The organism is Microbacterium sp. BH-3-3-3, from assembly GCF_001792815.1.
Taxonomy (GTDB): domain Bacteria; phylum Actinomycetota; class Actinomycetes; order Actinomycetales; family Microbacteriaceae; genus Microbacterium.
Genome location: NZ_CP017674.1, coordinates 1786525 through 1810760, shown reverse-complemented (window position 1 = coordinate 1810760; position 24236 = coordinate 1786525). Strand labels below are relative to the sequence as shown.

At 71.9% G+C, this 24236-nt stretch carries 21 protein-coding genes; 8 read left to right on the top strand and 13 right to left on the bottom strand.

The window, feature by feature from the left end; genetic code table 11:
• Positions 1–278 precede the first annotated feature (278 nt).
• Complete coding sequence (locus BJP65_RS08330; protein WP_070408826.1) at positions 279–773, bottom strand: DUF1990 family protein; 495 nt, start codon at positions 771–773, stop codon at positions 279–281.
• 390 nt (positions 774–1163) lie between these two features.
• Between BJP65_RS08330 and glp the strand changes: the two genes are divergently transcribed.
• The 3 genes from glp to BJP65_RS08315 all read left to right on the top strand — a co-directional run bounded on the left by glp (position 1164) and on the right by BJP65_RS08315 (position 3351).
• On the top strand, positions 1164–2348 hold the full coding sequence (gene glp, locus BJP65_RS08325; protein ID WP_070408825.1) for a gephyrin-like molybdotransferase Glp: 1185 nt from the start codon (positions 1164–1166) through the stop codon (positions 2346–2348).
• Positions 2342–2902 carry a molybdenum cofactor guanylyltransferase gene (locus tag BJP65_RS08320; RefSeq protein ID WP_083285781.1) on the top strand — a complete coding sequence of 187 codons (561 nt, stop codon included), beginning with the start codon at positions 2342–2344 and terminating at the stop codon, positions 2900–2902. Before glp ends, BJP65_RS08320 begins: the two co-directional genes overlap by 7 nt.
• A gap of 179 nt (positions 2903–3081) precedes the next feature.
• Entirely contained in the window at positions 3082–3351 is a 270-nt protein-coding gene (locus BJP65_RS08315; protein WP_070408824.1) for a DUF6457 domain-containing protein, read from the top strand.
• 72 nt (positions 3352–3423) lie between these two features.
• On the opposite strand, the gene BJP65_RS08310 is transcribed toward BJP65_RS08315, so the two are convergent.
• The 5 genes from BJP65_RS08310 to BJP65_RS08290 all read right to left on the bottom strand — a co-directional run bounded on the left by BJP65_RS08310 (position 3424) and on the right by BJP65_RS08290 (position 7152).
• A complete protein-coding gene (locus BJP65_RS08310) occupies positions 3424–3822 on the bottom strand; it encodes a type II toxin-antitoxin system VapC family toxin (RefSeq protein ID WP_070408823.1) in 399 nt (132 codons plus the stop codon).
• Positions 3819–4070, bottom strand: coding sequence for a type II toxin-antitoxin system Phd/YefM family antitoxin (locus BJP65_RS08305; protein WP_070408822.1), 252 nt, complete (start codon positions 4068–4070; stop codon positions 3819–3821). Before BJP65_RS08305 ends, BJP65_RS08310 begins: the two co-directional genes overlap by 4 nt.
• 91 nt (positions 4071–4161) lie before the next feature.
• Entirely contained in the window at positions 4162–5064 is a 903-nt protein-coding gene (locus tag BJP65_RS08300) for a hypothetical protein (RefSeq protein ID WP_219811341.1), read from the bottom strand.
• A 3-nt stretch (positions 5065–5067) separates the two neighbouring features.
• Positions 5068–5844, bottom strand: coding sequence for a helix-turn-helix transcriptional regulator (locus BJP65_RS08295; protein ID WP_055832174.1), 777 nt, complete (start codon positions 5842–5844; stop codon positions 5068–5070).
• 129 nt (positions 5845–5973) lie between these two features.
• Positions 5974–7152 (bottom strand): citrate synthase, encoded by a 1179-nt coding sequence (locus BJP65_RS08290; protein WP_070408821.1) that lies wholly within the window; start codon positions 7150–7152, stop codon positions 5974–5976.
• A 52-nt stretch (positions 7153–7204) separates the two neighbouring features.
• On the opposite strand from BJP65_RS08290, the gene BJP65_RS08285 reads away from it, so the two are divergent.
• On the top strand, positions 7205–8290 hold the full coding sequence (locus BJP65_RS08285) for a citrate/2-methylcitrate synthase (RefSeq protein WP_070408820.1): 1086 nt from the start codon (positions 7205–7207) through the stop codon (positions 8288–8290).
• A gap of 71 nt (positions 8291–8361) precedes the next feature.
• Here the strand turns inward: BJP65_RS08285 and BJP65_RS08280 are convergent, their stop codons facing one another.
• The 7 genes from BJP65_RS08280 to BJP65_RS08250 all read right to left on the bottom strand — a co-directional run bounded on the left by BJP65_RS08280 (position 8362) and on the right by BJP65_RS08250 (position 17534).
• The gene (locus BJP65_RS08280) at positions 8362–9435 is read right to left on the bottom strand and encodes a Fic family protein (protein WP_258027438.1); all 1074 of its coding nucleotides are present in this window, start codon (positions 9433–9435) and stop codon (positions 8362–8364) included.
• 215 nt (positions 9436–9650) lie between these two features.
• A complete protein-coding gene (locus BJP65_RS08275; RefSeq protein WP_070408818.1) occupies positions 9651–12608 on the bottom strand; it encodes a glycoside hydrolase family 2 TIM barrel-domain containing protein in 2958 nt (985 codons plus the stop codon).
• Complete coding sequence (locus tag BJP65_RS08270; RefSeq protein ID WP_070408817.1) at positions 12605–13360, bottom strand: glucosamine-6-phosphate deaminase; 756 nt, start codon at positions 13358–13360, stop codon at positions 12605–12607. The genes BJP65_RS08275 and BJP65_RS08270 overlap by 4 nt, the downstream gene beginning before the upstream one ends.
• Entirely contained in the window at positions 13357–14253 is an 897-nt protein-coding gene (locus BJP65_RS08265) for a carbohydrate ABC transporter permease (RefSeq protein WP_197978726.1), read from the bottom strand. Before BJP65_RS08265 ends, BJP65_RS08270 begins: the two co-directional genes overlap by 4 nt.
• A complete protein-coding gene (locus BJP65_RS08260; RefSeq protein WP_258027437.1) occupies positions 14250–15218 on the bottom strand; it encodes a carbohydrate ABC transporter permease in 969 nt (322 codons plus the stop codon). Before BJP65_RS08260 ends, BJP65_RS08265 begins: the two co-directional genes overlap by 4 nt.
• On the bottom strand, positions 15215–16489 hold the full coding sequence (locus BJP65_RS08255) for an extracellular solute-binding protein (protein ID WP_258027436.1): 1275 nt from the start codon (positions 16487–16489) through the stop codon (positions 15215–15217). The genes BJP65_RS08260 and BJP65_RS08255 overlap by 4 nt, the downstream gene beginning before the upstream one ends.
• A gap of 7 nt (positions 16490–16496) precedes the next feature.
• Complete coding sequence (locus BJP65_RS08250; protein WP_070408815.1) at positions 16497–17534, bottom strand: carbohydrate kinase family protein; 1038 nt, start codon at positions 17532–17534, stop codon at positions 16497–16499.
• Positions 17535–17664: 130 nt separating this feature from the next.
• On the opposite strand from BJP65_RS08250, the gene BJP65_RS08245 reads away from it, so the two are divergent.
• From BJP65_RS08245 to BJP65_RS08230, 4 genes are all read left to right on the top strand, one after another.
• A complete protein-coding gene (locus BJP65_RS08245; protein ID WP_083285778.1) occupies positions 17665–18411 on the top strand; it encodes a DeoR/GlpR family DNA-binding transcription regulator in 747 nt (248 codons plus the stop codon).
• The gene (locus BJP65_RS08240) at positions 18408–19748 is read left to right on the top strand and encodes a 6-phospho-beta-glucosidase (RefSeq protein ID WP_070408813.1); all 1341 of its coding nucleotides are present in this window, start codon (positions 18408–18410) and stop codon (positions 19746–19748) included. Before BJP65_RS08245 ends, BJP65_RS08240 begins: the two co-directional genes overlap by 4 nt.
• 134 nt (positions 19749–19882) lie before the next feature.
• Positions 19883–22957 (top strand): glycoside hydrolase family 38 C-terminal domain-containing protein, encoded by a 3075-nt coding sequence (locus tag BJP65_RS08235; protein WP_070408812.1) that lies wholly within the window; start codon positions 19883–19885, stop codon positions 22955–22957.
• Entirely contained in the window at positions 22954–24219 is a 1266-nt protein-coding gene (locus tag BJP65_RS08230; RefSeq protein WP_083285777.1) for a nitrate/nitrite transporter, read from the top strand. Before BJP65_RS08235 ends, BJP65_RS08230 begins: the two co-directional genes overlap by 4 nt.
• Positions 24220–24236: the final 17 nt, after the last annotated feature.

Genomic DNA, 24236 nt, shown 5'->3' with positions numbered 1-24236 from the left:
TCCGGCTTCGGCCGGGGCGCCCTTCGCGTCGCCGTCGGCGATCTCGGTGCCCGAGCCGTCGCCGACCGCCCGTGCGCAACTCCTGAGGATCGGGCGGTGCGCTGAGGCCGACACGCGGATTTCCGCCCCCGCGGCGGTCGGGTGCCGCCAGAACTCAGGAGTTATGCACGCCGCGGCGCCCCGACGCCGCGCTGCGGAGCGCCGCGGGGCGAGCGCGACGCTCGGCCTGCCGCCGCGTCGACGAAGGCCCGAGTTCATCCGACACGGGGCACCCCGGGTCAGCGCGCGTCGAGTGCCCGCAGATATCGCCGCGTCATCCACGCCTGTACGGCACGGCCGAGCGGTGCGCCCACGCGCGTGAACCAGCGGCCCGGTGCCGAGAAGGCCGCGATGTCGAACGCCACCTCGCCCGATGGGCGCAGCGTCAGCGTGAAACGTTCCTCGCCGCGTTCGGGGTGGCCCGCACGCGTGCCGTAGGCGAAGCCGGCCGAGGTGTCGGTGCGCTCGGCCCAGACGACGAGGCAGGGGATGCGGAACGCCAGGATGCCGAGACCCAGCCGCATCGTGACGCGCGTGCCCTCGCGCATCGGCGTCTCGGACAGCTCGACCCGGGCGCCGGCGCGCCGCTGGGCCTCGCCCGCGAGCAGGGCGTCGGCCGCGCGCTCGAAATCGCCGCGGCCGTGCCCGATCACGCGGTGGGCGCGGACGTGGTGGTACCCCGGGGGCATCTCGCCGGCCGTCGCGCCGACCTCGTCGTAGGTCAGGTCGTCCATGTCTTCACGGTAGACCGGGCGCGTCCGGGGCTCCGGGGGTTGCGGCGAGGTGACGAGCGGAGGGGGTGGGACGGGCGTGACGAGCGGAGGGGCTGGGGCGGGAGTGATGAGCGGAGGGGGTGGGACCGGCGGAGGGCGAGGGACCGCTCTCGCGTCCTCCGCTCGTCCCAGATCCTCCGCTGGCCCCGCTCTCCGCCGCCCGCGCGCCGGCCCCGCACCGAGGCCTCGGCGCCGCCTAGCCCGCCCGCCCCGCTCCGGCCACCCGCGCAGCGCCCGCCCGCCCAGCCCGCCTGACCAGCCCGCTCGTGCAGCCCCCGCCCGCCCCCGCCCGCCCGCACACCCCCGCGCCTACGCTGGAACCATGCCCGTCCCCTCCGCACGGACCCCCGCGTGATCGACGTCGCCGACCACCTCGCCGCCGTCCTCGACGCGGTCGAGCCCCTCGACCCCGAGTCCCGCGACGTGGCGGCGGCCCGTGGCCGGGTGCTGCGGCATCCGGCGCGGGCAGCCGTCGACGTGCCGGCCTTCGACTGCTCGGCGATGGACGGCTTCGCCGTGCGCGATCTCGCGCCCGCGACCCTGCGCGTGGTCGCCGATCTTCCCGCGGGGACCGACCTCGACCCGCGGATGGATGCCGGCGACGCGGCCCGCATCATGACGGGGGCGCCCGTGCCCACCGATGCCCTCGCCGTCGTTCCGTTCGAGGACACCGCGCACGGACTCGCCGGCGGCGTCGAGTCGGTCACGATCGTCGTGCCGCCGCGAGGACCCGGTGCCCACGTCCGCCGCCGCGGCTCGGACGTGCGCGCGGGCGACCTCGTCGTCGCCGACGGGCTGCGGGTCACCGCGGCGCGGGCGGGTGCCATCGCGGCATCCGGAGTCGGCACGGTCACCGTGTCGCGCGCCGCTCGCGTCGCGGTCGTGTCGACCGGCTCGGAGCTCGTCGCCCCGGGCGCGCCGCTGGCGCGCGGTCGGATCCCCGAGTCGAACAGCGTGCTGCTCGCCGGGCTCGCTGAGGAGGCGGGTGCCGAGGTCGTGCTGCGCACGAGCGTGGGCGACGAGGGCGACGGACCCCGCCGCGCGATCGCCGCGGCGGAGGCGGCCGGGGCCGACGTCGTCGTGTTCTCGGGCGGGGTGAGCGCCGGGGCGTACGAGGTCGTGAAGAACACCCTCGGCGACCTCATGCGCTTCGATCGCGTGCGCATGCAGCCCGGCAAGCCACAGGGCTTCGGGCGCACGCCCGCGGGAACCCTGCTGTTCGGCCTGCCCGGCAACCCGGTCAGCGCGGCGGTGTCGTTCGAGCTGTTCGTGCGGCCCGCGCTGCGTGCACTCGAGGGCGATGTCGACCTCGGCCGCGCCGCCGTGCGCGTGGCGCTCGCCGCGGGGTGGCGTGCGCGTCCCGAGCGGGTGCAGTACGTGCCGGTCGCCCTCGACCGCCGTGACCCGTCGCGCTGGCTCGCCCGCCCGGTCGAGCGCGGCACCCGCGGCCTCGGCGATGCCGACGGCCTGGCGGTCGTCCCCCCGGGCGAGACCGATCTCGTCGCGGGCGATCTCGTGAGCGTGATGCTGTGGTGAGGGCCGACGCCATCCTGCTGGCCGGGGGGCGCGGATCGCGGGTCGGCGGCGCGGTGAAGCCCCTGTTCGAGGTGAACGGCGCAACGCTCCTCGCCGCGGCGATCACCGCCGTCCGTGCGGCGGGCGTGGAGCGCATCGTGGTCGCCGCGCCCGAGCTCGCCCCCGGCCTCGACGTCGAGTGGGTGCGCGAGGAGCCCCCGTTCGGCGGCCCGGTGGCGGGGATTATCGCTGCCCTGTCGTCGGTGGATGCCGATGAGGTCTACGTCGTCGCCTGCGACCTGCCGACCGTGGGGCAGGCGGTGGCGCTGCTGCCCGATGCGCTCCCGTCGGGCGTCGACGGCGTCTGCCTCGACGACGGCCGACGCCAGTGGCTGATCGGCCGGTACCGGACGGCGGCGCTGCGCGCAGCGGCATCCCCCCTTCCCGACCGCGGACGCGATGCGTCGATGCGTGCCCTGCTCGGGGGGATGACGGTGACCCCGGTGTCGGTCGACCCGGCCCTGACGCGCGACGTCGACACGTGGGACGATCTGCGGGCTGCCCGAGCCCGGTGACGCTCGCGGCCGCCGTGCACAACGGCGGGGCGATGGGGAGACACGCCGGGGACGAGGTGCTTCGAAGCGGCGGGTCGGGGCGCGGCCCGCGGTTGTGCACGGCGGCGCGGGATGACCCGGCTCTGACGCGCGACGTCGACACGTGGGACGATCTTCGAGCAGCCCGAGGAGGAGCAGCCATGACCGAATCCCGCACCCTGCCGCCCGAGGCGCTCAACGACTGGAGCGCGGCGCTCGCCGAACGTTTCGATCTGGGCGAGGGCGACATCCCCATCTCGCTGATCCTCGACCTCGCGCGCGACGTCGCGAACGGTGTGGCCCGGCCCGCGGCGCCGTTGAGCGCCTTCGTCGCGGGGCTCGTCGCCGGCCGCGCGGGCGGCTCGCCCGCCGACACCGAGGCCGCGGTGGTGGCGGTGGTGGAACTCGCGCGCGGGTGGGAGAACCACTGAGACGCCGGGGCACGAGCGGCAGGGCCTTGAACGACGGAGGGGCTGCAGAGCACGCGGACGCGGGTGGGGGTGCTAGCGAGCGCTGCCGATGACGTCGACCGCGAAGCCCCCCGACGCCGTCTCGAGACGTGAGTCGTTCGTCCAGAGAGCGCGGCACCCCGCCCGTCGGGCGACGGCGAGATGCAGGGCATCCGCCGTCTGCAGGCCTCGATGGCGGGCACGCAGCAACGCCGCGTCGAGAAAGGCGTCGGGGTCCACCGGCAGCAGTTCGAGAGCATCGAAGGCGCTCCACATGGTCGACTGCGCCTGGGCGTCGGCATCCCGCATCGGTTTCACGAGCGCCTCGAGCATGACCAGGGGGCTCGTCGCGAGCGGCTCGTCGGCGGCCGCGAGTGCGGCGCGCGTGCGCTCGCCGATGTCGTCGTCGCGCTCGACCGCGTAGATGACCAGGCAGCTGTCGACGTAGATCACGCCCCGGCGGCCCGATTCTCGGCGACGATCGCATCGATCTCGTCGACCGGTCGCGCTCGCTCCGCAGAGAGAGGGTGTGCAGCCAACCACTCCGCGAAAGCGTTGCGCGTCGGTGACGGGGCGCCCTCGATGGACACGATCCGCGCCACCGGCACCCCGCGGCGCGCGATCGTGACCTCGATCCCCGACTCGGCGTCGGCGATCAACTTCGACAGGTTGTTCCGCGCTTCCAGGACGTTGTACATCATGGCGGCATCCTAGCCAGGAACGTGGCTAGGCGGCGTTCTCGGCGAAGACAACATCACTGCAGTGCGAAACGCGACGCGGAGGTTCCGCAGATCAGCGGCGTTCTCGTCGTCGGTCCACCATGGTGCATGTCGTGAGGAAGGAGATCAGCCGGGTCCCGTCGTCCGTGCGGAACACCTCGTCCAGCGCGACGTTGAACTCCTCGTGCCGCGCGTAGGGGATGTTGATGGGCTCGAAGCCCGACTGGACCAGCGCGCCCGTCATCATGATTCTGGCGGTGCGTTTGTTCCCGTCGAAGTAGAACTGGGACCGGGTTGCCGAGGCGAAGTACACCAGGGCGCGGGCTCTTGGATCGCCGAGTGCGCCGAGCCCGGCGAGCAGGTTCGTGTAGTCCTCCCGGAGCTGCTCCCCGTTCTTCCCTGTCGGGTCACCGTCGACGGTCCCGCCGCTGGCGAGCGTGACGGAACCGCCGCCGTGCACGCTCCCCTCGCCACGGAAGTTGCCCGACTCGATCGCTTCGTATCTGGCAATCACACCGTGGATGCGGTCACTCATCTCTTTGCGCAGCGAGAAGGAGCCGTCACGCACCGCGCTGATCATCAGGCCCATGCCCTCGCTCAGGGCGAGGATTTGCTCCGCCTCCTCGAGCTTCTTCCCACCGACGGTGACACCATCCAGCAGGGTCTGCACCTGCGGCAGCGTGAAGGTGTTGCCCTCCAGGGCGGCCGCGTTCCAGACGAGTTCGGGCAGCGACTTCTCTAGGCGGAAGAGCGACCGCTGCACCGCAGACGGCTCGACGAGTTCGAAGTTGATCGCACCCGGTCGCCAGGTGATCCGGCCCGTGCGCTGCTCACGGGTGGCGTCGCCGACGAACGGATCACGGATCGAGGCCCCCGCCTGGTGTCGGTCACGGTTCTCCTGCGCACGCTTGGCGAAGTCCGCCGCGGTCATACCCCACTTCTTCGGAGACCGCTCCTCCGTGGTCTCTTCGCTCATCGTTCACCACCCTTCGGTGATCTCGTCGGCCAGCTGGTCGTAGCCCAGTCCGTACAGGTCGATCGCCGCCTGGATCGGCGAGACGATCTGCTGCTCCCAGTCCGGCGGGATCATCATGTCGACCAGGTAAGCCTGCATCGTAGGCGCGACCAGAACACCGGCCGGCTGATACTCGTCGACCTCGCGCATCGTCGCCGACAGCCGCTCGGCCACCGCGTCGGTATCCGTCGACCAGACCACCACGGGACCGGGGTCCGGGGCGTGGCCGAGGTAGGCGCGAGCAGCCGCAACTCCCGAAAGTGCCCCACTCAGCGGACGCAGTGCACTGTTGGCCACCTCGATCGTCTGCTGCTGCGTGAGCCCCGGCTTCGGGGCGAAGAACCGGGCACCCTTCCGGTGCTGCGCGGCCGAGTACCGGCCCGCCAATTCGAGCAGTCGATTCCGGTCGGGGCCGGCGTGACGCTCGAGGCGAGCCATCCATTCGTCGATCTGCTGGACTTCCTCAGGTGACGTCATCCCCCAGCCCTCAAGATCTTCCCGGGTCGGGATGGCCGGGTCGGCGACTACTCGCGCCGCCACGGCGGCTGCCGGGTCGCTCACGGGCACCAGCTGCACGTCGATGTCGTACCCGGCCGCCAGCGCGAGCTCGCGTAGCGTCTCGATCGTCGGCGCGGACACTCCATCGCGCACCCGGCGCACGGTCATACGAGAGAGCCCGGTCGCGCGCGCCGTTGCGGTCGGCGTGCGCCCGAGGAGCTCGATCAGAGACGGAACATCCATGTGTCTAGGGTAACAAGTATGTGTCGTGTGACACAAGGATGTGCCAGACGCTGACGGGCGAGGGGGCGGTGCTTTGCCATGACCCCGCCCCGGGCGAGCGAGTCGCAGACCCGGTTGCTTCGTGCGGGGTCACGGCCCGACATACTCCCCACGCGGTCGCAGGCGCATCGGCGCTTCGGCGTATTCCGCGGCGATGTGCGCGATCCACCCCGCCAGGCGGCCCACGACGAAGATCGAGCTCGCCGCGTCGTCCGGGAGACGGGCTCCGGATGCCAGGGCGGCCAGCGCGAGATCCACGTTGGGCCGCGCGTGCGCACGGGCGGCGACGGTGTCGCTGAGCCGGGTCACGGCATCCATCGTTCCTTCTCCGTCGGGGAGCTGCGCGAGCAGCGGGAAGAGCGCGTCGGCGCGGTCGTCGACACCGCTGTACAGGGGATGACCGAAGCCCGGGATGCCGTTGCCGTCCTGCACCGCGTCGGCCAGCGCGCGGTCGGGCTCCCTGCCCCGGCGCACCTGCGTGAGCAGGCGGGAGGTGCGGGTGGCGGCGGCGATGTGCAGGGGCGAGTCGGCGGCTCCCAGAGCTGCGCCGACCGCCGCGTATCCGTCGGCGCGGGCCGAGGCCGCCACCCGCGCGGCGAAGGTCGACACGGCCAGGTCGTGATCGATGAGCAGGATGAGCGCCGCGTTGATCGCGCGGACGGTGGGGCCGTCGCTCACGTCCCAGGCGCCGGCCAGGGAGCGCGCCACGTCGAGCTGCGCGTCGCCGCCGAGAGCCACGGGGAGCCCGGTGAGCAGGGTCCAGCCGATGCGGTGAAGGGTCGTGGGGGCGGTGTCGTGGCGGAGCGGGTCGTCGGCGGCGAACCCGGTGAGGGCGGCACGCAGGCGATCCATGGCCCCCGCGTGCGGGGGGAGGGCCTCGACCATGGCGCGGGCGCTGCCGATCGCGGTGTCGGGGGCGTCGATCCGCTCCGCGCCCCACAGCCACGCGACGACCTCGGCGAACGGCTGGTCGATGAGGTCGCGAGCACGCCGGCCCCGGTACAGCAGCTCGCCGTCTTCGATGTCGGCGATGTCGGTCTGCACGATTCCCAGCGGCATCCCCGTCGTGGGGTGGGTCGGGGTGCGCCCGGCCGTGCGTCGCCGCCCGGCCGCGAAGGCCTCGAGCTCGAGGGCGTCGAACGTCGAGCCGCGCGCGTCGCGTTCGCGCGTCACGAGGCCGCGCGAGACGTAGGCGTAGAGGGTCTGCGGTTTCACCCCGAGACGGGCGGCGGCCTGCGCGGCGGTGAGGCGGGGGAGCGGGGCGGTCATGATGATCCGATCAACGTTGACGCTGGGTTCGTCATGTTCGCACACTGGGCGCATGAGCGAGCTGATCGACGTGCCCCGCGGTCTGAACGGCGTCGTCGCCGCCGAGACCACCATCGGCGACGTGAACGGAGGGGCCGGGTATTTCCACTACCGAGGGCACTCCGCCGTCGAGCTGGCGCGCGAGCGCTCGTTCGAGGAGGTCTGGCATCTGCTCGTCGTCGGACAGCTTCCCGACGCCGGCCGCCGCGCCGCGTTCGCGGAACGCATCGCCGCGGCCCAGGCGGATCCCCGGATGCCGGAGCTGATCGCCGCCGTCGCGATGCACACCGACCAGCCGCTCGCGGCGCTGCGCGCGGTGTGGACGCTCGCGGCATCGGTCCGCCGATCCGCGGCGCTCTACGACCTCGACCCCGATGCGCGGCTCGACGAGGCGATCCGGTTCGCGGCGATCGCCCCGCTCGCCCTCGCGCCGCAACGCGGGGCAACGGGAGCCGGGGTGGTCGCCGACTACCTCGAGCGCGTCACGGGTGCGACGCCCGACGCGGCGCACGTGCGGGCGCTGTCGGCGTACCTGATCGCGGCGATGGACCACGGCTTCAACGCCTCGACGTTCACGGCCCGGGTCATCGCGTCGACGGGGGCAGACATGGCATCCTGTCTCACCGGCGCGCTCGGCGCGCTCTCGGGTCCGCTGCACGGGGGAGCCCCGGCGCGGGCGCTCGACAGCCTCGACCGCGCGGGCGACGATCCGTCGGCCTGGATCGCCGGGGAGCTCGCCGCGGGGCGCCGGCTCATGGGCTTCGGGCACGCGGTGTACCGCACGGCCGACCCGCGCTCGGAGCTGCTGCGTGGCGTCGCCCGCGACCTCGGCGGTCCGCGCGTGGCGCAGGCGCTGGCCTTCCAGGATGAGGCGGAGCGGCAGCTGGCGGCCCGGCACCCCGAACGCCCGCTGCACGCGAACGTCGAGTTCTACGCCGCGGTGGTGATGGAGCAGTGCGGCATCGCGCGCGACATGTTCACGCCCACCTTCGCTCTCGCGCGCACGATCGGCTGGACGGCCCACGTGCTCGAGCAGGCGCGCGACCCCAAGATCATCCGCCCGTCGGCGCGGTACGTCGGGCCGGCTTTCGCGGGGTGAGGTGATTGCCGCGGTTCTGGGGCGGCGACACCGCGGAAGAAGGATGCCGTGGGGCGGTGTGCATGCGGGGCTCAGCCGCGTTGGCGGCGTCCCGCCCTCTCGGCGAACGCGTCGATGGCGTGCAGGATCTCTTCGCTACGCCAGAACGGGCCGAGCTTGTGCTCCGCTTTCGAGCGCACGATGCCGGCGTCGACGAGCGCCTTCAGTGGCGGGTACGCGTTGGGCTGTGCGATCCCCAGCTCTTCGGCGGCGGTCGCCGAGTCGAGAACGGGCCGGGAAACGAAGACGTCGAGCAGTCGCCAGGCGTTGGAGTCGCGTCGGGCGGTCAGTCGATCGTTCCAGGATGCGCGGATGTCGTCGATGTCGGAAACGAGCTCGCGACTGTTCGCGACCGCGCGAAATGCTGCGGCTGCGAAGGCGCGAACGATGTCGTTCGGGTCTCCGTCTCGATAGGCGGTCAGCGCGGCGTGGTAGCCGTCGACGTCGGCCAGGAGGCCGGCGGAAACCGGGATGGCGACGTTCCTGGTGACACCTCGGTAGCGGAGCATCGACTGTGCCAGGGCTCGACCCGTTCGGCCGTTGCCGTCGGTGTAGGGGTGGATCGTCTCGAACTGCGCGTGGGCGATCGCGACGGAGACGAGAGACGGCACGTCCCAGCGGGTCGAGAAGCCAGCGAGGTCTTCGACGAGAGACGCAACGTGTTCGTGGTGCGGCGGGACGAACTCGGCACGGACGGGTGAGTCGCCTCGGGTTCCGATCCACACCTGTTCCGTCCGGTATTCACCGGGGGCGTGCCTCGGCTGCGACTCCATCAAAACGCGGTGCATCGCAGCGATGCTGGCCGGCGTGATCTGCGCCGCGAGATCGAGGGCTGCGTGCAGCGAGCGGGTGTTCGCGGCGATCAGTTCGGCGTTGCGGGATCCCTTCGCGCCGAGTTCCGCGGAGAAGATCGCACGAGCCGACGCGGTGAGGTTCTCGATCTGCGACGAGGAAGCGGCCTCCGAGCGCAGGAGGACCGGGGCGAAGCCCGCGACCCGGCTGCCGAGTTCGGCATCGAAGCGTGCGAGTTCGGCCGCCGCTTCCTCCGCCTCCGCAGCGACCTCAGGGACCAGTGAGGGGTTGAGGGAGGCGATTGTCGGCGGCACGGAGGCCTCATAGCGAACGCGGGCATGACCCTCGCGTGCGGCGCGGATTCCCCTGGCCGCCGTGGGTACCCAGTCGCGCGTCTCGTAGCCGACGGCTGGCCAAGACGTGTCGCCCGCGGGTTCTCGAGGCGGATCGGAATTCATAAGGGGCGCTCCCATTTTTATGACTTACGGCACTATCTCATAAAAATTCCGTCCCCGAATGTGACCTCCGCCTACCCGAACACCACCGTCCACGACACCGCGCGCGGCCAGAGGGCGTATCGCGGCAGCACGTCGGGTCCGCAGGCGCGCGACCCCAACCCGTGCTGCGCGGCGTCGAGGTAGAGCCACAGTCCGCGCGACGGCGGCAGCTCGTGCGCGTGACCGACGCCGGTGCGCTCCTGCGCGGTGTGACGATCGAGCTGGAACCCGGGCAAGCCCGTCGCCCCCGCGTCGATCGCGCGCAGGTGCAGCGGGCCGAGGTCGAGGGCGCGCAGGCCGGGGCGGTGGCCGGTCTCCTGCGGCCGGCCGTACGCGACGCCGAGGTCGTCGACGGCGGCCTCGAAGCGTCCGACGTACGCGGCCTCGCCGCTGTCGGCGTACGACTCCGCCGGTCCCGTGCCGAACCACTCCACCCGCTCGTCGGCCAGCGCGCCCGGCAACCCGATGCGCGCGCCGACCCGCGGCCACGTGCAGTCCCAGGGGCCGAACGGGCGGATGTCGGTGTGCAGTCGCAGGCCGTCGCCGTCGAGGCGCCAGGCGAAGGTCGTCTCGATGCCCTGCGCGCTGTGCGCGGCCATCGACCGCACCCGCTGCACCAGGCCGTCGTCGGTGCGCTCGACCGACAGCACCCGGTGCTGCAGGCGGTCGAGGCCGCGCTCGAGCCACCGCACCGACGACGCCGGCGTGCTCTCGTCGCCGCGGCCGTGCGTGAGGGCCGGGTCGGCCGTCTCGTACGAGCCCTGCCCGTCGAGCTGGTCGTTCTCGGTGGGCGCGCGCCACAGTTCGGGCAGCGGTCCGGAGATGTCGAGGTCGCGCCAGCGCAGCAGGCCGCCGCGGCGGTCGAACACCGCCTCACCCAGGGCGTCGCCGTCCCATGTGGCGCGGCCGCGGCGGGGCGGGCAGGGGGGAGCGGCCCGGAGCGGGCGCTGTGCGCGCGAGACGATGTGCCCGGCGTCGCCCCACGGCGGGGCGTCGCGCCACCTCACCTCGAGGGTGAGCCAGCGCTCGGTCGCGGCATCCGGCAGCCCGTCGAGGGGGACCTCGACGGTGCCCTCCTCGCCCGGGGCGAGCGCGGGCAGGGCGACGATCCCGTCGGTCAGACGGATGCCGTCGTCCTCGATGCGCCAGTGCAGCTCGAGGTGGTCGGTGCCGAGCGTGTGCTGCCGGTTGCGCACCCGCCAGGAGCGCTCGCCGAGGTGTTCCAGCGTCACGGGGGCCCACACCGCGGCCAGTTCGCCGAGACCGGGAGAGGGCGTGCCGTCGGAGAGCACGAGACCGTCCATCAGGTAGACGCCGTCGTGCACGGGCTCGCCGAAGTCACCCCCGTACGCGAAGAACTCGGTGCCGTCGGCGGCGCGGGTGCGGATGCCGTGATCGCGCCACTCCCACACGAAGCCGCCGTGCAGGCGCGGGTACTGCTCCACGAGCGCCTCGTAGTCGGCGAGCGAGCCGGGGCCGTTGCCCATCGCGTGCGCGAACTCGCACAGCACGAAGGGCTTCGCGCGCTGACGTGCGCCCTCGGCGGGACCGATCTCGTGCACGGGCATCGTCTGCTCGCCGCAGACCGAGGCGACCTCCTCGATCGTCGGGTACATGCGCGAGTACACGTCGGTGTACGCCCCGCCGTAGTCGCCCTCGTAGTGGATCGGGCGGGAGTCGTCGCGCTCGCGGATCCACCCGGCCATCTCGGCGAGGTTGCGGCCGGTCCCCGACTCGTTGCCGAGCGACCACATCACCACGCTCGCGTGGTTCTTGTCTCGCTCGACGGTGCGGCGAACGCGGTCGAGGCAGGCGTCGCGCCAGGCGGGGTCGTCGGCGGGGTTGCCCGTCCACTCGACGTCCCAGAACCCGTGCGTCTCGAGGTCGCACTCGAGCACGACCCAGAACCCGAGCTCGTCGGCGAGCTCCAGCATCCGCGGGTGCGGGGGCTGGTGGGCCGTGCGGATGGCGGTGATGTTATGCCGGCGCATGAGGGCGAGCTCGCCGCGCACGTAGTCCTCGTCGAACACGCGGCCGCGGTCGGGGTCGGTCTCGTGGCGGTTGACGCCGCGGAAGATCAGCGGTCGCCCGTCGGCGAGCAACCGGTCGCCGATGATCTCGATCCGGCGGAAGCCCACGCGCAGCCGCACGGTCTCGGCCTCCGTCGACACCTCCACGTCGTACAGGCGGGGTGTCTCCGCCGTCCACGCGTCGACGGCGTCGAGGGGGAGCATCGCCACCTCGGTGGCATCCGCCCACGTCTCGTCGATGCCGAGTTCGGGCACCCGCACGGTCACGGGCCAGCCACCGCGGGGGCGCACGTCGAGGGTGCCGGCGCCGGTCGCGGGGTCGCGGTCGCCGCGCACGAACACGTCGTCGAGGCCGTTCGCGGGCCGGCCCTGCAGCGAGACGCTGCGGAAGATGCCCGGAAGCCACCACTGGTCCTGGTCCTCCAGGTAGCTCGCGGCCGACCACTGGTGCACGCGCACGGCGAGCACGTTCTCGCCGTCGACCAGGTGGTCGGTGACGTCGAATTCCGTCATCAGGCGGCTGCCGGTGAACCAGCCGATCTCGGTGCCGTTCAGCCAGACCGTCGCGAGCGACTCCACGCCCTCGAAACGCAGAAGCGTGCGGCCGCCCGCGCAGAAATCCGGATGCCACTCGAACACGCGCCGGTGGTCGCCGGTGGGGTTGGCATCGGGCACGTGCGGGGGGTCGAGGGGGAACGGGTACCGGATGTTCGTGTACGTCGGGTGGCCGTGCCCCCGCAGCCCCCAGTGCGAGGGCACCGGGATGCGGTCCCACCCGGAGGCATCGGCGTCGACGGCGGCGAACGGCGGCGGGCCATCGAGGTCGTCGCCGGGATCGGCGTCGTGCAGAAGGAAGGCCCAGTCGCCGTCGAGGCTCTGGACCGGGGCGTCGGAGCGCAGCCAGGCGCGCGGGGGAAGGCGGGTGTCGGATCCGGGGGTGGGATCGCCGAGGTGGGTCATCGGTCCTCACGGAGGGCGTCGGGATCGGCCACGACGGTGACGTCGGGATGCCGTTGCAGGAAGGAAGCGGGGTTGTCGGCGGTGACGGGGCCGGTGAGGGCCGCGCGCAGGGCGGCGGCCTTCGCGGCACCGGATGCCACGAGCACGATACGCCGGGCCGACAGGATCGTGGCGACCCCCTGCGTCATGGCGTGCGTCGGTACGCGGGAGAGCTCGCCGTCGAAGTGCTCGGCATTGGCGCGGCGGGTGCTCTCGTCGAGCTCGACGACACGGGTGCGGGTCTCGGCATCCGATCCGGGTTCGTTGAAGCCGATGTGGCCGTTGCGGCCGATGCCGACGATCTGCACGTCGACCCCGCCCGCGGCGGCGATGGCCCGTTCGTAGGCCGCGCCGTCGGCGGCGGTGGAACCGTGCGGCACGCGCACGTTCTCGGCCGGGATGCCGAGGGGCTGGGCGATCATCGACCGCACGTAGGCCGCGTACGAGCGGGGGTCGGAGGCTTCGAGCCCGACGTACTCGTCGAGGGCGAAGAGGTGCAGCCCCTCGGTGGCGAGACCGTCGGCTCGGCGACGGGCGAGCGCGGCGTAGAGCGCGAGAGGGGAGGACCCCGTCGCCACGCCGAGGACGCCGTCGGGGGCGACCGTCGCCACGATGCCCGCCGCCACGTCGCCGAGGGCATCGGTGTCGACCACGATGACCCGCGTCGAGGGCGAGGTCGGCGTGAGAGGGGCGCGGAGCGCGGTCCCGCTCACTTGATCGCGCCCTTGGCGATGTCGCCGATGAACTGGCGTGCACCGATGAGGAAGACGATCAGCAGCGGCAGCACGGCGAGGAGCGCCCCGGCCATGACCATGCCGTAGTCCTGGCCGAAGGCGGTGTTCAGCTGGGCCGTCGCGACCTGGAGGGTCACCTGGTTGGGGTTGGTCAGCACGACCAGCGGCCACAGGTAGTCGTTCCACGCGGCGATGAAGGTGAAGATGCCGAGGAAGCCCAGACCTGGGCGGATGAGCGGCAGGCACACCGTGAACCACTGGCGGAAGAAGCCCGCGCCGTCGAGCACCGAGGCATCCATCAGCTCGTCGGGGATGGACGAGACCATGTACTGGCGCAGCCAGAAGATGCCGAACGCGTTGGCCGCGGCCGGCACGATGAGCGCCTGCAGCTGGCCGACCCAGCCCAGGTTGGTCATCGTGATGAACTGCGGGATGACCGCGAGCTGCATCGGCAGCATGAACGTCACGAGGGTGATCGTGAAGAGCGTGCGGCGCAATGGGAATTCGAACTTCGCGAACGCGAACGCGGCGAGCGAGTCGAAGACCAGCACCAGGAAGGTCACGCTGCAGGCCACGATCACCGTGTTCAGCAGGGAGCCGGCGAAGTCGATGCGCGCGAAGACCGCGCCGATGTTGTCGAACAGTCGCGGCCCCGGGATGAACGTGGGCGGAGTCGTGTAGATGTCGCTCGTGGAGTTGCTGGCCATCACGACGAGCCAGTACAGCGGGAAGAGCGAGATGAACGCGCCGACGGAGAGGATGCCGTACAGCAGGACGCGTCCGGGTGTCGCCTTGCGGCGACGGCGCATCGGTACCCCGGCGGTGGTGATGTGCTCGGTGACCGTGGCGGTGGGGGGCGTGGTGACGGTCATGCGCGGGCCTTGTCTTCCTTCTTGCCGGCGGTGAAGCGCCAGCTGATGATGGTGAAGATCACGACGATGAGGAAGACGCCCCACGCGATCGCGGCGCCGTAGCCGAAGCGGTTGTAGCTGAAGGCCTGCTGGTAGAAGTACAGGACCATGGTCAGCCCGCCCTGGCCCGCGCCGCCGCTGTTCGGGTTCGTCGTGCTCGAGCTCGCGGTGAGCACCTGCGCTTCGGTGAAGCTCTGCATGCCGGTGACCGTCGAGACGACGAGCACGAAGATGATCGTCGGGCGCAACAGCGGCAGCGTGATGGAGAAGAAGCTGCGAATGGGGCCCGCGCCGTCGAGCTTCGCGGCCTCGTAGACCTCGCCGCCGATGGACTGCATCCCGGCGAGGAAGATGATCGCGTTGTACCCGGTCCACTGGTAGGTGATGAGGATCGAGATCGTGAGCTGGATGCCGAAGGGCGTCGACAGCCACTGCACACCCGGCAGGCCCAGCGAGTTGAGGGCCGCGTTGGCCAGTCCGAAGTTCTCGCCGAAGATCGAGCCGAACAGCACCGCCATGGCCACCACCGAGGTGATGTTGGGCACGAAGTAGGCGATGCGGAACGCGGTGCTGAAGCGCACGGCGTTGTTGAGCAGGGCGGCGACCGCGATGGCGATGGCGAGCATCGGGAACGTCGACAGCGCGAAGATGACGAAGGTGTTGCGCACCGACAGCCAGAACGTGCCGTCGGTGAACAAGCGCGTGTAGTTGTCGATCCCGGTCCACTCCGCCGTGCCGAGGCCGTTCCAGTCCTGGAACGACAGCACGAGCGAGTAGGCGGTGGGAAAGAGGCCGAAGCCCAGGAAGAGCAGGAAGAAGGGGGCGATGGCCACGTACATCGGCCAGTGCCGGATGAGGCCCCGGCCCCGGGGGCGCGCGCTGGGGCGCACCCCCGAGGCCGTCATGACACGCGTGGCGGATGTCACTTAGAGCGCTCCCACACCTGCTGGGCGGCGGTCAGCGCGTCGTTCCACGCCTGCTGCGGGTCCTTGCCCTGCGACTGCACGTTGGCGAGCTCGGTGATGAAGGGCGCCGCCACCTCGTTGTCGATGGGGCTGGTGTAGCTGACCGGCATCTTCTCGGACGCCGCCTTGAAGACGTCGGTCGTGACCTGTCCGCCGAAGAAGGCGTCGGGCTCCTGCAGCGCCGGCTGGCTCAGCGCCTCGGTCGACGAGGGGAAGTTGCCGACCTCGGTGTAGGTGGTGGCCTGGTTCTCGGCGTCGAGCAGGTACTCGACGATCTTCACGGCCTCGTCCTTGTTGGCGGTGGCCGCGGGGATCGTCAGGAACGATCCGCCGATGTTGGCGGGCCCGCCGGGCATCGCCGTGACGTTCCACTTGCCCGAGGTGTCGGGGGCGTTGCTCTTCAGGTCGCCCTGGTACCAGGCGGCGCCGAGCAGCGTCGGCAGGGAGCCGTTGTTGACGGCGGCGGCCCAGTCGGGGCTGCCGTCCTGGATGCCGGCGACCAGGCCGCGTTCGTTGGCTTCGATCGCGGTGTCCCAGGCCTTCTTCACCTGGTCGCTCTCGCCGAGGAACTCCCCGTCCTCCGACACGAACTTCGTCTCGCCCTGGCCCATGACCTTGGTGAAGACGTCTTCGAGCGACACCTCGAGGTAGGCGCCCGTGGCGGCCTTGAGCTTCTCGCCGAAGGCGAAGTAGTCCTCCCACGTGGAGGTGGCGGCGGCGACCTCGGCCGGATCGGTCGGAAGGCCGGCCGCGGCGAGCACGTCGGTGCGGTAATACAGCGCGGTCGGGCCGATGTCGGTGGGGAGGCCGATGAGCTTGCCGTCCGAGGTGGTGGCCTCGGCGAGCTTCCACTGCGGGAAGTCGGCGAGCTTGGCGTCGATGCCGAGGGTCGAGAAGTCGGTGAAGAGGTCGGCCTGCTGCAGGAAGTAGGGCATGTCCTCGCCCTTGATCCCGGTGAGCGAGGGGATGCCGCTGCGTCCGGTGAAGACGGTGACGAGCTTCTGCTTGACGTCGTCACCGATGGTGGTGACCTCGAGCTTCGCGTCGGGGAACTCGGTCTTGGCCGAGTCGACGACGCTCTCGCCGATGCCGCCGGGCCAGGTCCAGAGGGTCATCGGGCCGTCGGACGACCCGCCGGCACCGCCGGAGCAGGCCGAGAGGGACACGGCGGCGACGGCGGCGACGGCGACGGTGCCGAGCACGCGTCGGTGACGCGGGGTGAAAGTCATCATGGGCGGGTCACTCCTTGATTCGGGTGGGGCGTGAGGAAGAGGCGGTGCGGGATGCCGCCGAGGCGGCGAAGGGCGATGCGCCGTCGTGCAGCGCAGCGCGGAGGAAGGCGAAGCGCGCCGGGTCGGCGGCCGCCGGGTGGGAGTCGAGCCAGGGGAGGAGCTCGTCGAGGCGGGGAGCGGCGGCCGCGCCGCCGGGACGGGAGACGGTGATCGCGGCCACGAGAGCGGCGAATTCGACACGTTCGCGCAACGACCAGGCCGTGAGCTCGGCAGCAGCGAGCGCTCCGCCGAACACGTCGCCGGCGCCCGTGGCATCCACGAAGTCGATCGCGACGGCGTCGATCTCGACCTCTTCGCCCGCGGCCGAGTCGACCGCGATGGCGCCGTGGCCGCCGCGGGTGACGACCGCGAGGGGGACGCGATCGGCGAGGGCGCGGGCGGCGGAGCGGGCGTCGTCGGTGCGCGTGTAGGCGCGGGCCTCGGCCTCGTTGGGGAGGAAGGCGTGGCATCCGTCGAGCACGTCGAGCGCCGAGGGGTTCCACTGCTCGTCGGCGTCCCAGCCGATGTCGGCGAAGATCTTTGTGCCCTGCGCGGCGCGTGCGCGCACCCACTCCGACACGGAGTCGTCGAGGTGGAGGGCGGCGACGGGCGTGAGGGGCGCACTCTCGAGCAGAGAGGCGAGGGCCGCGGCGGGGCGGCCACCGGTGACCAGGGCGCGGTCGCCGCCGTAGTTCATCGCCGCCGTGACCGGCAGGCTCCAGTCTGCGCGCTCGCGGATGCCGTCGACGATGCCCTCGTCGCGCAGCCGGTCGCGCACGAGCCGCGAGAGGGCATCGGTGCCGGCGTCGGCGCAGAGCACCGTGGGCACTCCGAGTCGGGAGGCGGCGATGGCGTAGTTGGCGATTCCCCCGGGGCCCCAGCCGAAGGCGGGGGTCCAGTGCTCCTCGCCCAGGCGGGGAGCTGCGGCGAGCTCGGCGAAGACCAGATCGAGGAAAAGCTGCCCGGCCGTCAGGAGGCGGGGCGTGGGACCGGATGCGACTGTCATCGGCCCCTCCTCTCTTCGGTGACGACCGGGGCGTTGCACCGTTTATAGCATTCGTCGCTCAGGAACGCGCAAATTTTTGCGTGTAAATATTTTGTTACTGAGCGATTTTGAGCGATAAGGTGATCGCATCATGAAAGACGTCAGAGACCGCGAGATCCTCCAGCACCTCCGTTCCGCCCGCGCGGCGACGGTCGCGGAGCTCGCCGAGGCCACCGGTTCGAGCATCGCCACGATCCGTCGTGATCTGCAGCGCCTCGACGACGCCGGACTCCTGCGACGCACGCACGGCGGCGCCGTGATGGGCGAGGGCGACGCGCCCTTCGCCACCGTCGAGCCCGTCAATCGCGACGGCAAGGAGCGCATCGCCCGCGCCGCCGCCGAGACGATCCGCGACGGCCAGGCCGTCATCCTCGACGTCGGGACCACGACCCTGCAGCTCGCGCGACTGCTCCGCGGCCGTGCGGTCACCGTCATCACCAACAACATGGCCATCTACGACGTGCTGCGCGACGAGCGCGACACGCACCTCGTCGTGCTCCCGGGCGACTACGACCCGGTGTACCGCAGCGTCGCGGGCCACCTCACGACCGAGTCGCTGCGGCTGATCCGCGCCGACCACGCCTTCCTGGGCGTCAGCGGCATGTCGCCCGAGGGCGATCTGCGCGACACCACGCTGGCGCAGGTGCCGATCAAGCAGGCGATGCTCGCGGCATGCGACGCGGCGACCGTGCTCGCCGACCACAGCAAGTTCCCCGGCAGCGGCGCCGGACGTATCGCCCTGCCCCTCGCCCTGCGGCGGCTCATCACCGATGCGCCGCTCGAGGGCCCGATCGTCGAGTCCCTGGGCCGACGGAATGTCGAGATTGTGACCGCATGAAGCTTGCCATGATCGGTGGCGGAGGATTCCGCACCCCCTTGGTGTACCGAGCCCTGCTGCTGGACCGCGATGCCGGACGCGTCGACGAGGTCGCCCTCGTCGACACCGACGCCGCGCGGCTGCGGACGATGGCCCGCATCCTCGAGGACCAGGCGCGCGACTTCCCCGATGCCCCGCGCGTGAGCGTGCACACGGATGCCGAAGAGGGCCTGCGCGGGGCCGACTTCGTGTTCTCGGCCATCCGCGTCGGCGGGATGGCCGGCCGTGCCGCCGACGAGCGCATCGGTCTGTCGCACGGGGTCATCGGGCAGGAGACCGTCGGCTTCGGCGGCATCTCCTACGCGTTGCGGACGCTGCCGGTCGCGATGCAGCTCGCCGAGCTCATCCGGCGCGTCGCCCCCGACGCGTGGGTCATCAACTTCACCAACCCCGCCGGCGTGGTGACCGAGGCCATGGGCCGCGTGCTGGGCAACCGTGTCATCGGCATCTGCGACTCGCCCATCGGCCTCGCCCGCCGCGCGCTCGGGGCCCTCGGCATCCGGGACGCAGCCGACGTCGAGATCGAGTACGCCGGCCTCAACCACCTCGGGTGGCTGACGGCGCTCCGCCGCGACGGCGTCGACCTGCTGCCCGAACTGCTCGCCTCGCCCGAGCGCATCGAGTCGTTCGAAGAGGGAGCGCTGTTCGGCGCCGACTGGATCCAGACGCTCGGGGCTCTTCCCAACGAGTACCTGCACTACTACTCGTACCGTCGCGACGTGCTCCAGGCCGACCAGTACGCCGCGACCACGCGCGGGCGCTATCTGCTCGACCAGCAGGCCGGCTTCTGGGAGACGGCGGCGACCGCGCCGCGTCCCCACGCGGCCTGGGAGGCCTGCCGGCACGAGCGCGAGGTCACCTACATGGCGACCAACCGGGACTCCGCCGGCATGGGCGACCGCGATGAGGAAGACCTCGTCTCGGGCGGCTACGAGAACGTCGCGATCGCGCTGATGCGCGCGATCGCCTACGACCAGTCGGCGCGGCTCATCCTCAACGTCCCCGGCGGGGGCGTGCTGGCGGGCCTCGACGCCGAGGCCGTGGTCGAGGTGCCCTGCATCGTCGGCGCCGACGGCCCGCGCCCGCTCGAGAGCGCGGCCGTGCCCGCGTTCGGGCAGGGCCTCATCGCCACCGTCAAGTACGTCGAGCGCCAGACGATCGAGGCCGCTCTCACCGGCTCGCGCGCCGCGGCGCTGCGGGCCCTGGCCCACCACCCGCTGATCGACTCGGTCCGCGTCGCGCGGGCCTTGCTCGACGACGCGAGCTCCAGCTTCGCCGACCTGTCGTACCTCCGCTGAGCCCGGGGGCGCGACCTCGACCCGAACGTCGGCCGCGCCCCCGCACCAGCCCGCCGCCCCGGCATCCCTCCCCGCCGCCCCTCCCGACGCATCCCGACCCCGCCTCCCGCGCTGACCCCGAAACCGGAGACACCGTGCACCAGAACCTCACGCTCGTCGAAGAGCGCATCCACCGCGTGCTCACCGAGCGCATCGTCCCCGCCGTGTACTCCGCGCGGGTGCCCGTCGCGCTGAAGGCCTGGATGGTCCCCGACGAGCCGGTCCCGGCCTCCGAGGCCCTCGCCGCCGATTACGCCCCCTTCGCCGTCGGCGACAGCTGGGGGCGGGCGTGGTCGACCTGGTGGTTCGAGGTCACCGGTGAGATCCCGGCCGACTGGGCCGGCCGCACCGTCGAGCTGCTGCTCGACCCCGGCTTCCAGGGCGACTGGCCCGGCAACCAGGCCGAGGCGCTCGTGCACACCCCCGACGGCGTGCAGGTCAAGGGCATCCACCCCCGCAACCACTACGTGCGCCTGACCGACGAGGCCGCGGGCGGCGAGCCCGTGCACTTCTTCGTCGAGGCCGCCGCCAACCCCGACATCCTCGTGAACGACTTCGTCCCCACGAAGTTCGGCTCCAAGAAGACCGCTCCCGAGACGCCGATCTACACCTTCCGCACCGCCGAGCTCGCGGTCTTCGAACCCGAGGTGTGGGCGCTGCAGTTCGACGTCGAGGTGCTGTACCAGCTGCTGAAGGAGCTGCCCGAGACCGAGCCCCGCCGCCACGAGGTCATGCGGGCGCTCGAGCGCGCGCTGAACGTGCTCCGCCTCGACGACATCGTCGGTACCGCAGCCGTCGCGCGCGCCGAGCTCGTCGACGTGCTGTCGCGTCCGGCCTCCGCCTCGGCCCACCGCCTCTCGGGCATCGGCCACGCGCACATCGACACCGCGTGGCTCTGGCCCATCCGCGAGACCAAGCGCAAGACCGCCCGCACCTTCTCGAACGTCCTCGCGCTCGCCGAGCAGTACCCCGACTTCCGCTTCGCCGCCTCGTCGGCGCAGCAGTACGCGTGGGTCAAGGAGCGCTACCCGCACGTGTGGGAGGGCATCAAGACCGCGATCGCGAACGGACAGTGGATCGTGGTCGGCTCGCAGTGGGTCGAGCCCGACGGCAACCTGCCCGGAGGCGAGGCCATGGTGCGCCAGGTCACGCAGGGGATGCGGTTCTTCCGCGACGAGCTCGACGTCGAGACGCACGGCATCTGGCTGCCCGACTCGTTCGGCTACACCGCCGCGTTCCCGCAGATCGCGAAGCTCGCGGGCCTGGACTGGTTCCTCACGCAGAAGATCTCATGGAGCCAGACCAACAAGTTCCCCCACCACACCTTCTGGTGGGAGGGCATCGACGGCTCACGCATCTTCACGCACTTCCCGCCCATCGACACCTACAACTCCACGCTCGAGGGCGAGGAGCTGCACCACGCCGTGCGCCAGTTCCGCGACAAGGGCAGGGCGACGACCTCGCTCGTGCCCTTCGGCTACGGCGACGGCGGCGGCGGACCCATCCGCGAGATGATGGAGCGCCAGCGCCGGGTGGAGTCGCTCGAGGGATCGCCGCGGGTCGAGATCGAGCACCCCGACGACTTCTTCGCCGCAGCCCGGGCCGAGTACCCCGACGCTCCCGTCTGGGTGGGCGAGCTCTACCTCGAACTGCACCGCGGCACCTTCACCTCGCACGCCCGGGAGAAGCGCGGCAACCGCGAGGCCGAGCACCGCCTGCGCGAGGCCGAACTGTGGTGGACCGCCGCCGCCCTGAAGGGCGCCGAGTACCCGTACGCAGCGCTCGATCGCCTCTGGCAGGGCGTGCTGCTGCAGCAGTTCCACGACATCCTGCCCGGATCCTCGATCCAGTGGGTGCACGAGCAGAACGAAGAGGACTACGCCGCCGCCCTCGCCGAGCTCGACCACTTGATCGCCGAGGCCCTGGACGCCGCGGGGCTCTCGGCCGCGGTCGTGAACTCCGCCGACCACGCCCGTCGGTCGTTGGCCCTGGATGCCACCGGCACCCCGCTCGCGCTGGTCGAGACGCCCGCGCTGGGCGTGGCATCCCTCGTTCCGGTCGCGCCCGCGCACCCGGTGCGGGCGGAGCGATCCGGCGCGGACATCGTGCTCGACAACGGTCTCGTGCGGGTCACCGTCGACGCCCGGGGCCTCGTGACCTCGATCGTCGACCTCGCCGCGGGCCGCGAGCTCGTGCCCGCCGACCGTGTCGCGAACCTGCTGCAGCTGCACCAGGACCTCCCCAACGCCTGGGACGCCTGGGACATCGACGCCCACTACCGCTACACGTTCGACGACCTCGACACCGCCGACGCCGTCGAGCTCGCGGTCGACGACGAGCTGCGCGCCCGCGTGATCGTCACGCGCACCTTCGGCACCTCGCGGCTGACGCAGACCATCGCCGTGCACGCCGACGACGTGCGCGTGCACTTCGCGGTCGACCTCGACTGGAACGAGCGCGAGAAGCTGCTCAAGGCCTCGCTGCCGTTCGTCGTGCACGCCCACCACCACAGCGCCGAGATCCAGTACGGCCACGTGCGCCGCGCGACCCACACGAACACCTCGTGGGAAGACGCGAAGTTCGAGGTCATGGCCCATCGCTGGGTGCACGTCGAGGAGCCGGGCTACGGCATCGGCGTCACCAACGACGCCACCTACGGCCACGACATCACCCGCACGGTCGGGGCCTCGGGCGAGGTCGAGACCGAGGTGCGCCTGAGCCTGGTGCGCGCGGCGAACTCGCCCGACCCGGTCCAGGATGCCGGCCACCACACGTTCGCGTACGCGGTGCACCCCGGGGCCGACATCGCCGCCGTCGTGGCCTCCGGGTACGAACAGAACCTGCCGCTGCGCCGCCCCGCGGCCGAGGGCACGGTCGAGCCGTGGAGCGTGCTGCGCTCGTCGAACGAGGGCGTGCGCATCGAGGCCGTGAAGCTCGCCGACGACCGCTCGGGCGGCGTGATCGTGCGCGTGTACGAGGCACTCGGACGCCGCGCGGCGACGACCCTCACGCCCGGGTTCGCCGTGGCATCCGCCTCCGAGGTGGACCTGCTCGAACGTCCGCTCGGCGACGACATGGCGCGCTCGCGCCGCCTCGCGGTCGAGGGCGAGGGCATCGCGCTCGAGCTGCGTCCGTTCCAGGTCGTGACGCTGCGGCTCTCGCGCGGATGACCCGCACCGTCTCGCAGAGCTCCCCCGCGGCGCGCGCGGGGGGCCTGCGGATCGGCGTGCTCGTCGTGTGGCTGGTCGGGGTCATCGCCTACGTCGTCTCGATCGTCAATCGCACCTCGCTCGCGGCCCTGGGGCTCGAGGCGGCCGACCGGTTCGCGATCACCGCGGCGACGCTGTCTCTGCTGGCCGTCGTGCAGCTCGCCGTCTACGGCGCGTTGCAGCTGCCCGTCGGGCTGCTTCTCGACCGGTTCGGCGTGCGAACCGTGTTGACGGTCGGCATGCTCGTGATGGCGGGGGCGCAGGTCGTGCTCGCCCTGGCACCCGACATCGGCGTCGCCATCGCGGGGCGTCTGCTCATGGGGGCCGGTGAGGCCGCCATCTTCCCCGGACTGCTGCGCGTGATCGGCATGCGCTTCCCGCCGCGGCTCGCACCGACGGCCGTGCAGGTCACGGGTCTGACCGGCCAGTTCGGGCAGATCGTCAGCGTCGTGCCCTTCGCCGCGCTCGTCGGCGTGGCGGGGTGGGTCTCGGCCTTCCTCTCGCTGGCGGGGGTCACGGCGCTGGTGGCGGTACTGGTCGCCGTGGTCGTCCGCGAGCGCCGGCCCGTCGCCGTCGAGCGGGCGAGCGTCTCGCGCGCCGTGCGCGAGGCGTGGAGATCACCGGGAACGCGGCTGGCGTTCTGGGTGCACTTCGTCACCTCGTTCTCGGGCAACGCCTTCGCCCTGCTGTGGGGCTTCCCGTTCCTCGTGGCGGGCCAGGGTCTGGATGCCGCGACCGCGGGCGGTCTGTTCTCGGTCTACGTCGTGTGCGGCATCGCCTTCGGGCCGATCGTGGGCGCGATCTCGGGTCGCTTCCCCCGGGCCCGCACGGCTCTCGTGCTCTCGCTGGTCGGCGCGCAGGCGGTGTCGTGGGCGGCGGTCCTGGCGTTCCCCGATCGGGCGCCGCTGCCGCTGCTCGTCGTGCTCGCCGCCGCCATGTGCGTCGGGGGACCCGCCTCGATGGTCGCGTTCGACATCGCGCGCGACCACAATCCGCGCGAACGGCTCAGCACCGCCACGGGCGTCGTCAACGGCGCGGGATTCCTCTCCAGCATCCTCGTCATCCTGCTGATCGGCGCCGTCCTCACCCTGCAGGCGGGGGGAGGCGAGTACTCGCCCGGGGCGTTCCGGCTGGCCGAGCTCGTGCAGGTCCCGTTCTGGGTGGCCGGAATCGTCCTCGTGCTGCGGGCCCACCGCACGGTGCGGGCGTCGTCGTCCGATTGAGTCCCCCGCGGACGAAC

Bases quoted from the DNA above. Each gene is read 5' to 3' on its own strand.
- BJP65_RS08330 (WP_070408826.1), bottom strand. From the start codon at position 773: ATGGACGACCTGACCTACGACGAGGTCGGCGCGACGGCCGGCGAGATG.
- BJP65_RS08315 (WP_070408824.1), top strand. From the start codon at position 3,082: ATGACCGAATCCCGCACCCTGCCGCCCGAGGCGCTCAACGACTGGAGC.
- BJP65_RS08305 (WP_070408822.1), bottom strand. From the start codon at position 4,070: ATGATGTACAACGTCCTGGAAGCGCGGAACAACCTGTCGAAGTTGATC.
- BJP65_RS08300 (WP_219811341.1), bottom strand. From the start codon at position 5,064: ATGAGCGAAGAGACCACGGAGGAGCGGTCTCCGAAGAAGTGGGGTATG.
- BJP65_RS08295 (WP_055832174.1), bottom strand. From the start codon at position 5,844: ATGGATGTTCCGTCTCTGATCGAGCTCCTCGGGCGCACGCCGACCGCA.
- BJP65_RS08290 (WP_070408821.1), bottom strand. From the start codon at position 7,152: ATGACCGCCCCGCTCCCCCGCCTCACCGCCGCGCAGGCCGCCGCCCGT.
- BJP65_RS08285 (WP_070408820.1), top strand. From the start codon at position 7,205: ATGAGCGAGCTGATCGACGTGCCCCGCGGTCTGAACGGCGTCGTCGCC.
- BJP65_RS08275 (WP_070408818.1), bottom strand. From the start codon at position 12,608: ATGACCCACCTCGGCGATCCCACCCCCGGATCCGACACCCGCCTTCCC.
- BJP65_RS08265 (WP_197978726.1), bottom strand. From the start codon at position 14,253: ATGACCGTCACCACGCCCCCCACCGCCACGGTCACCGAGCACATCACC.
- BJP65_RS08255 (WP_258027436.1), bottom strand. From the start codon at position 16,489: ATGATGACTTTCACCCCGCGTCACCGACGCGTGCTCGGCACCGTCGCC.
- BJP65_RS08250 (WP_070408815.1), bottom strand. From the start codon at position 17,534: ATGACAGTCGCATCCGGTCCCACGCCCCGCCTCCTGACGGCCGGGCAG.
- BJP65_RS08245 (WP_083285778.1), top strand. From the start codon at position 17,665: ATGAAAGACGTCAGAGACCGCGAGATCCTCCAGCACCTCCGTTCCGCC.
- BJP65_RS08240 (WP_070408813.1), top strand. From the start codon at position 18,408: ATGAAGCTTGCCATGATCGGTGGCGGAGGATTCCGCACCCCCTTGGTG.
- BJP65_RS08230 (WP_083285777.1), top strand. From the start codon at position 22,954: ATGACCCGCACCGTCTCGCAGAGCTCCCCCGCGGCGCGCGCGGGGGGC.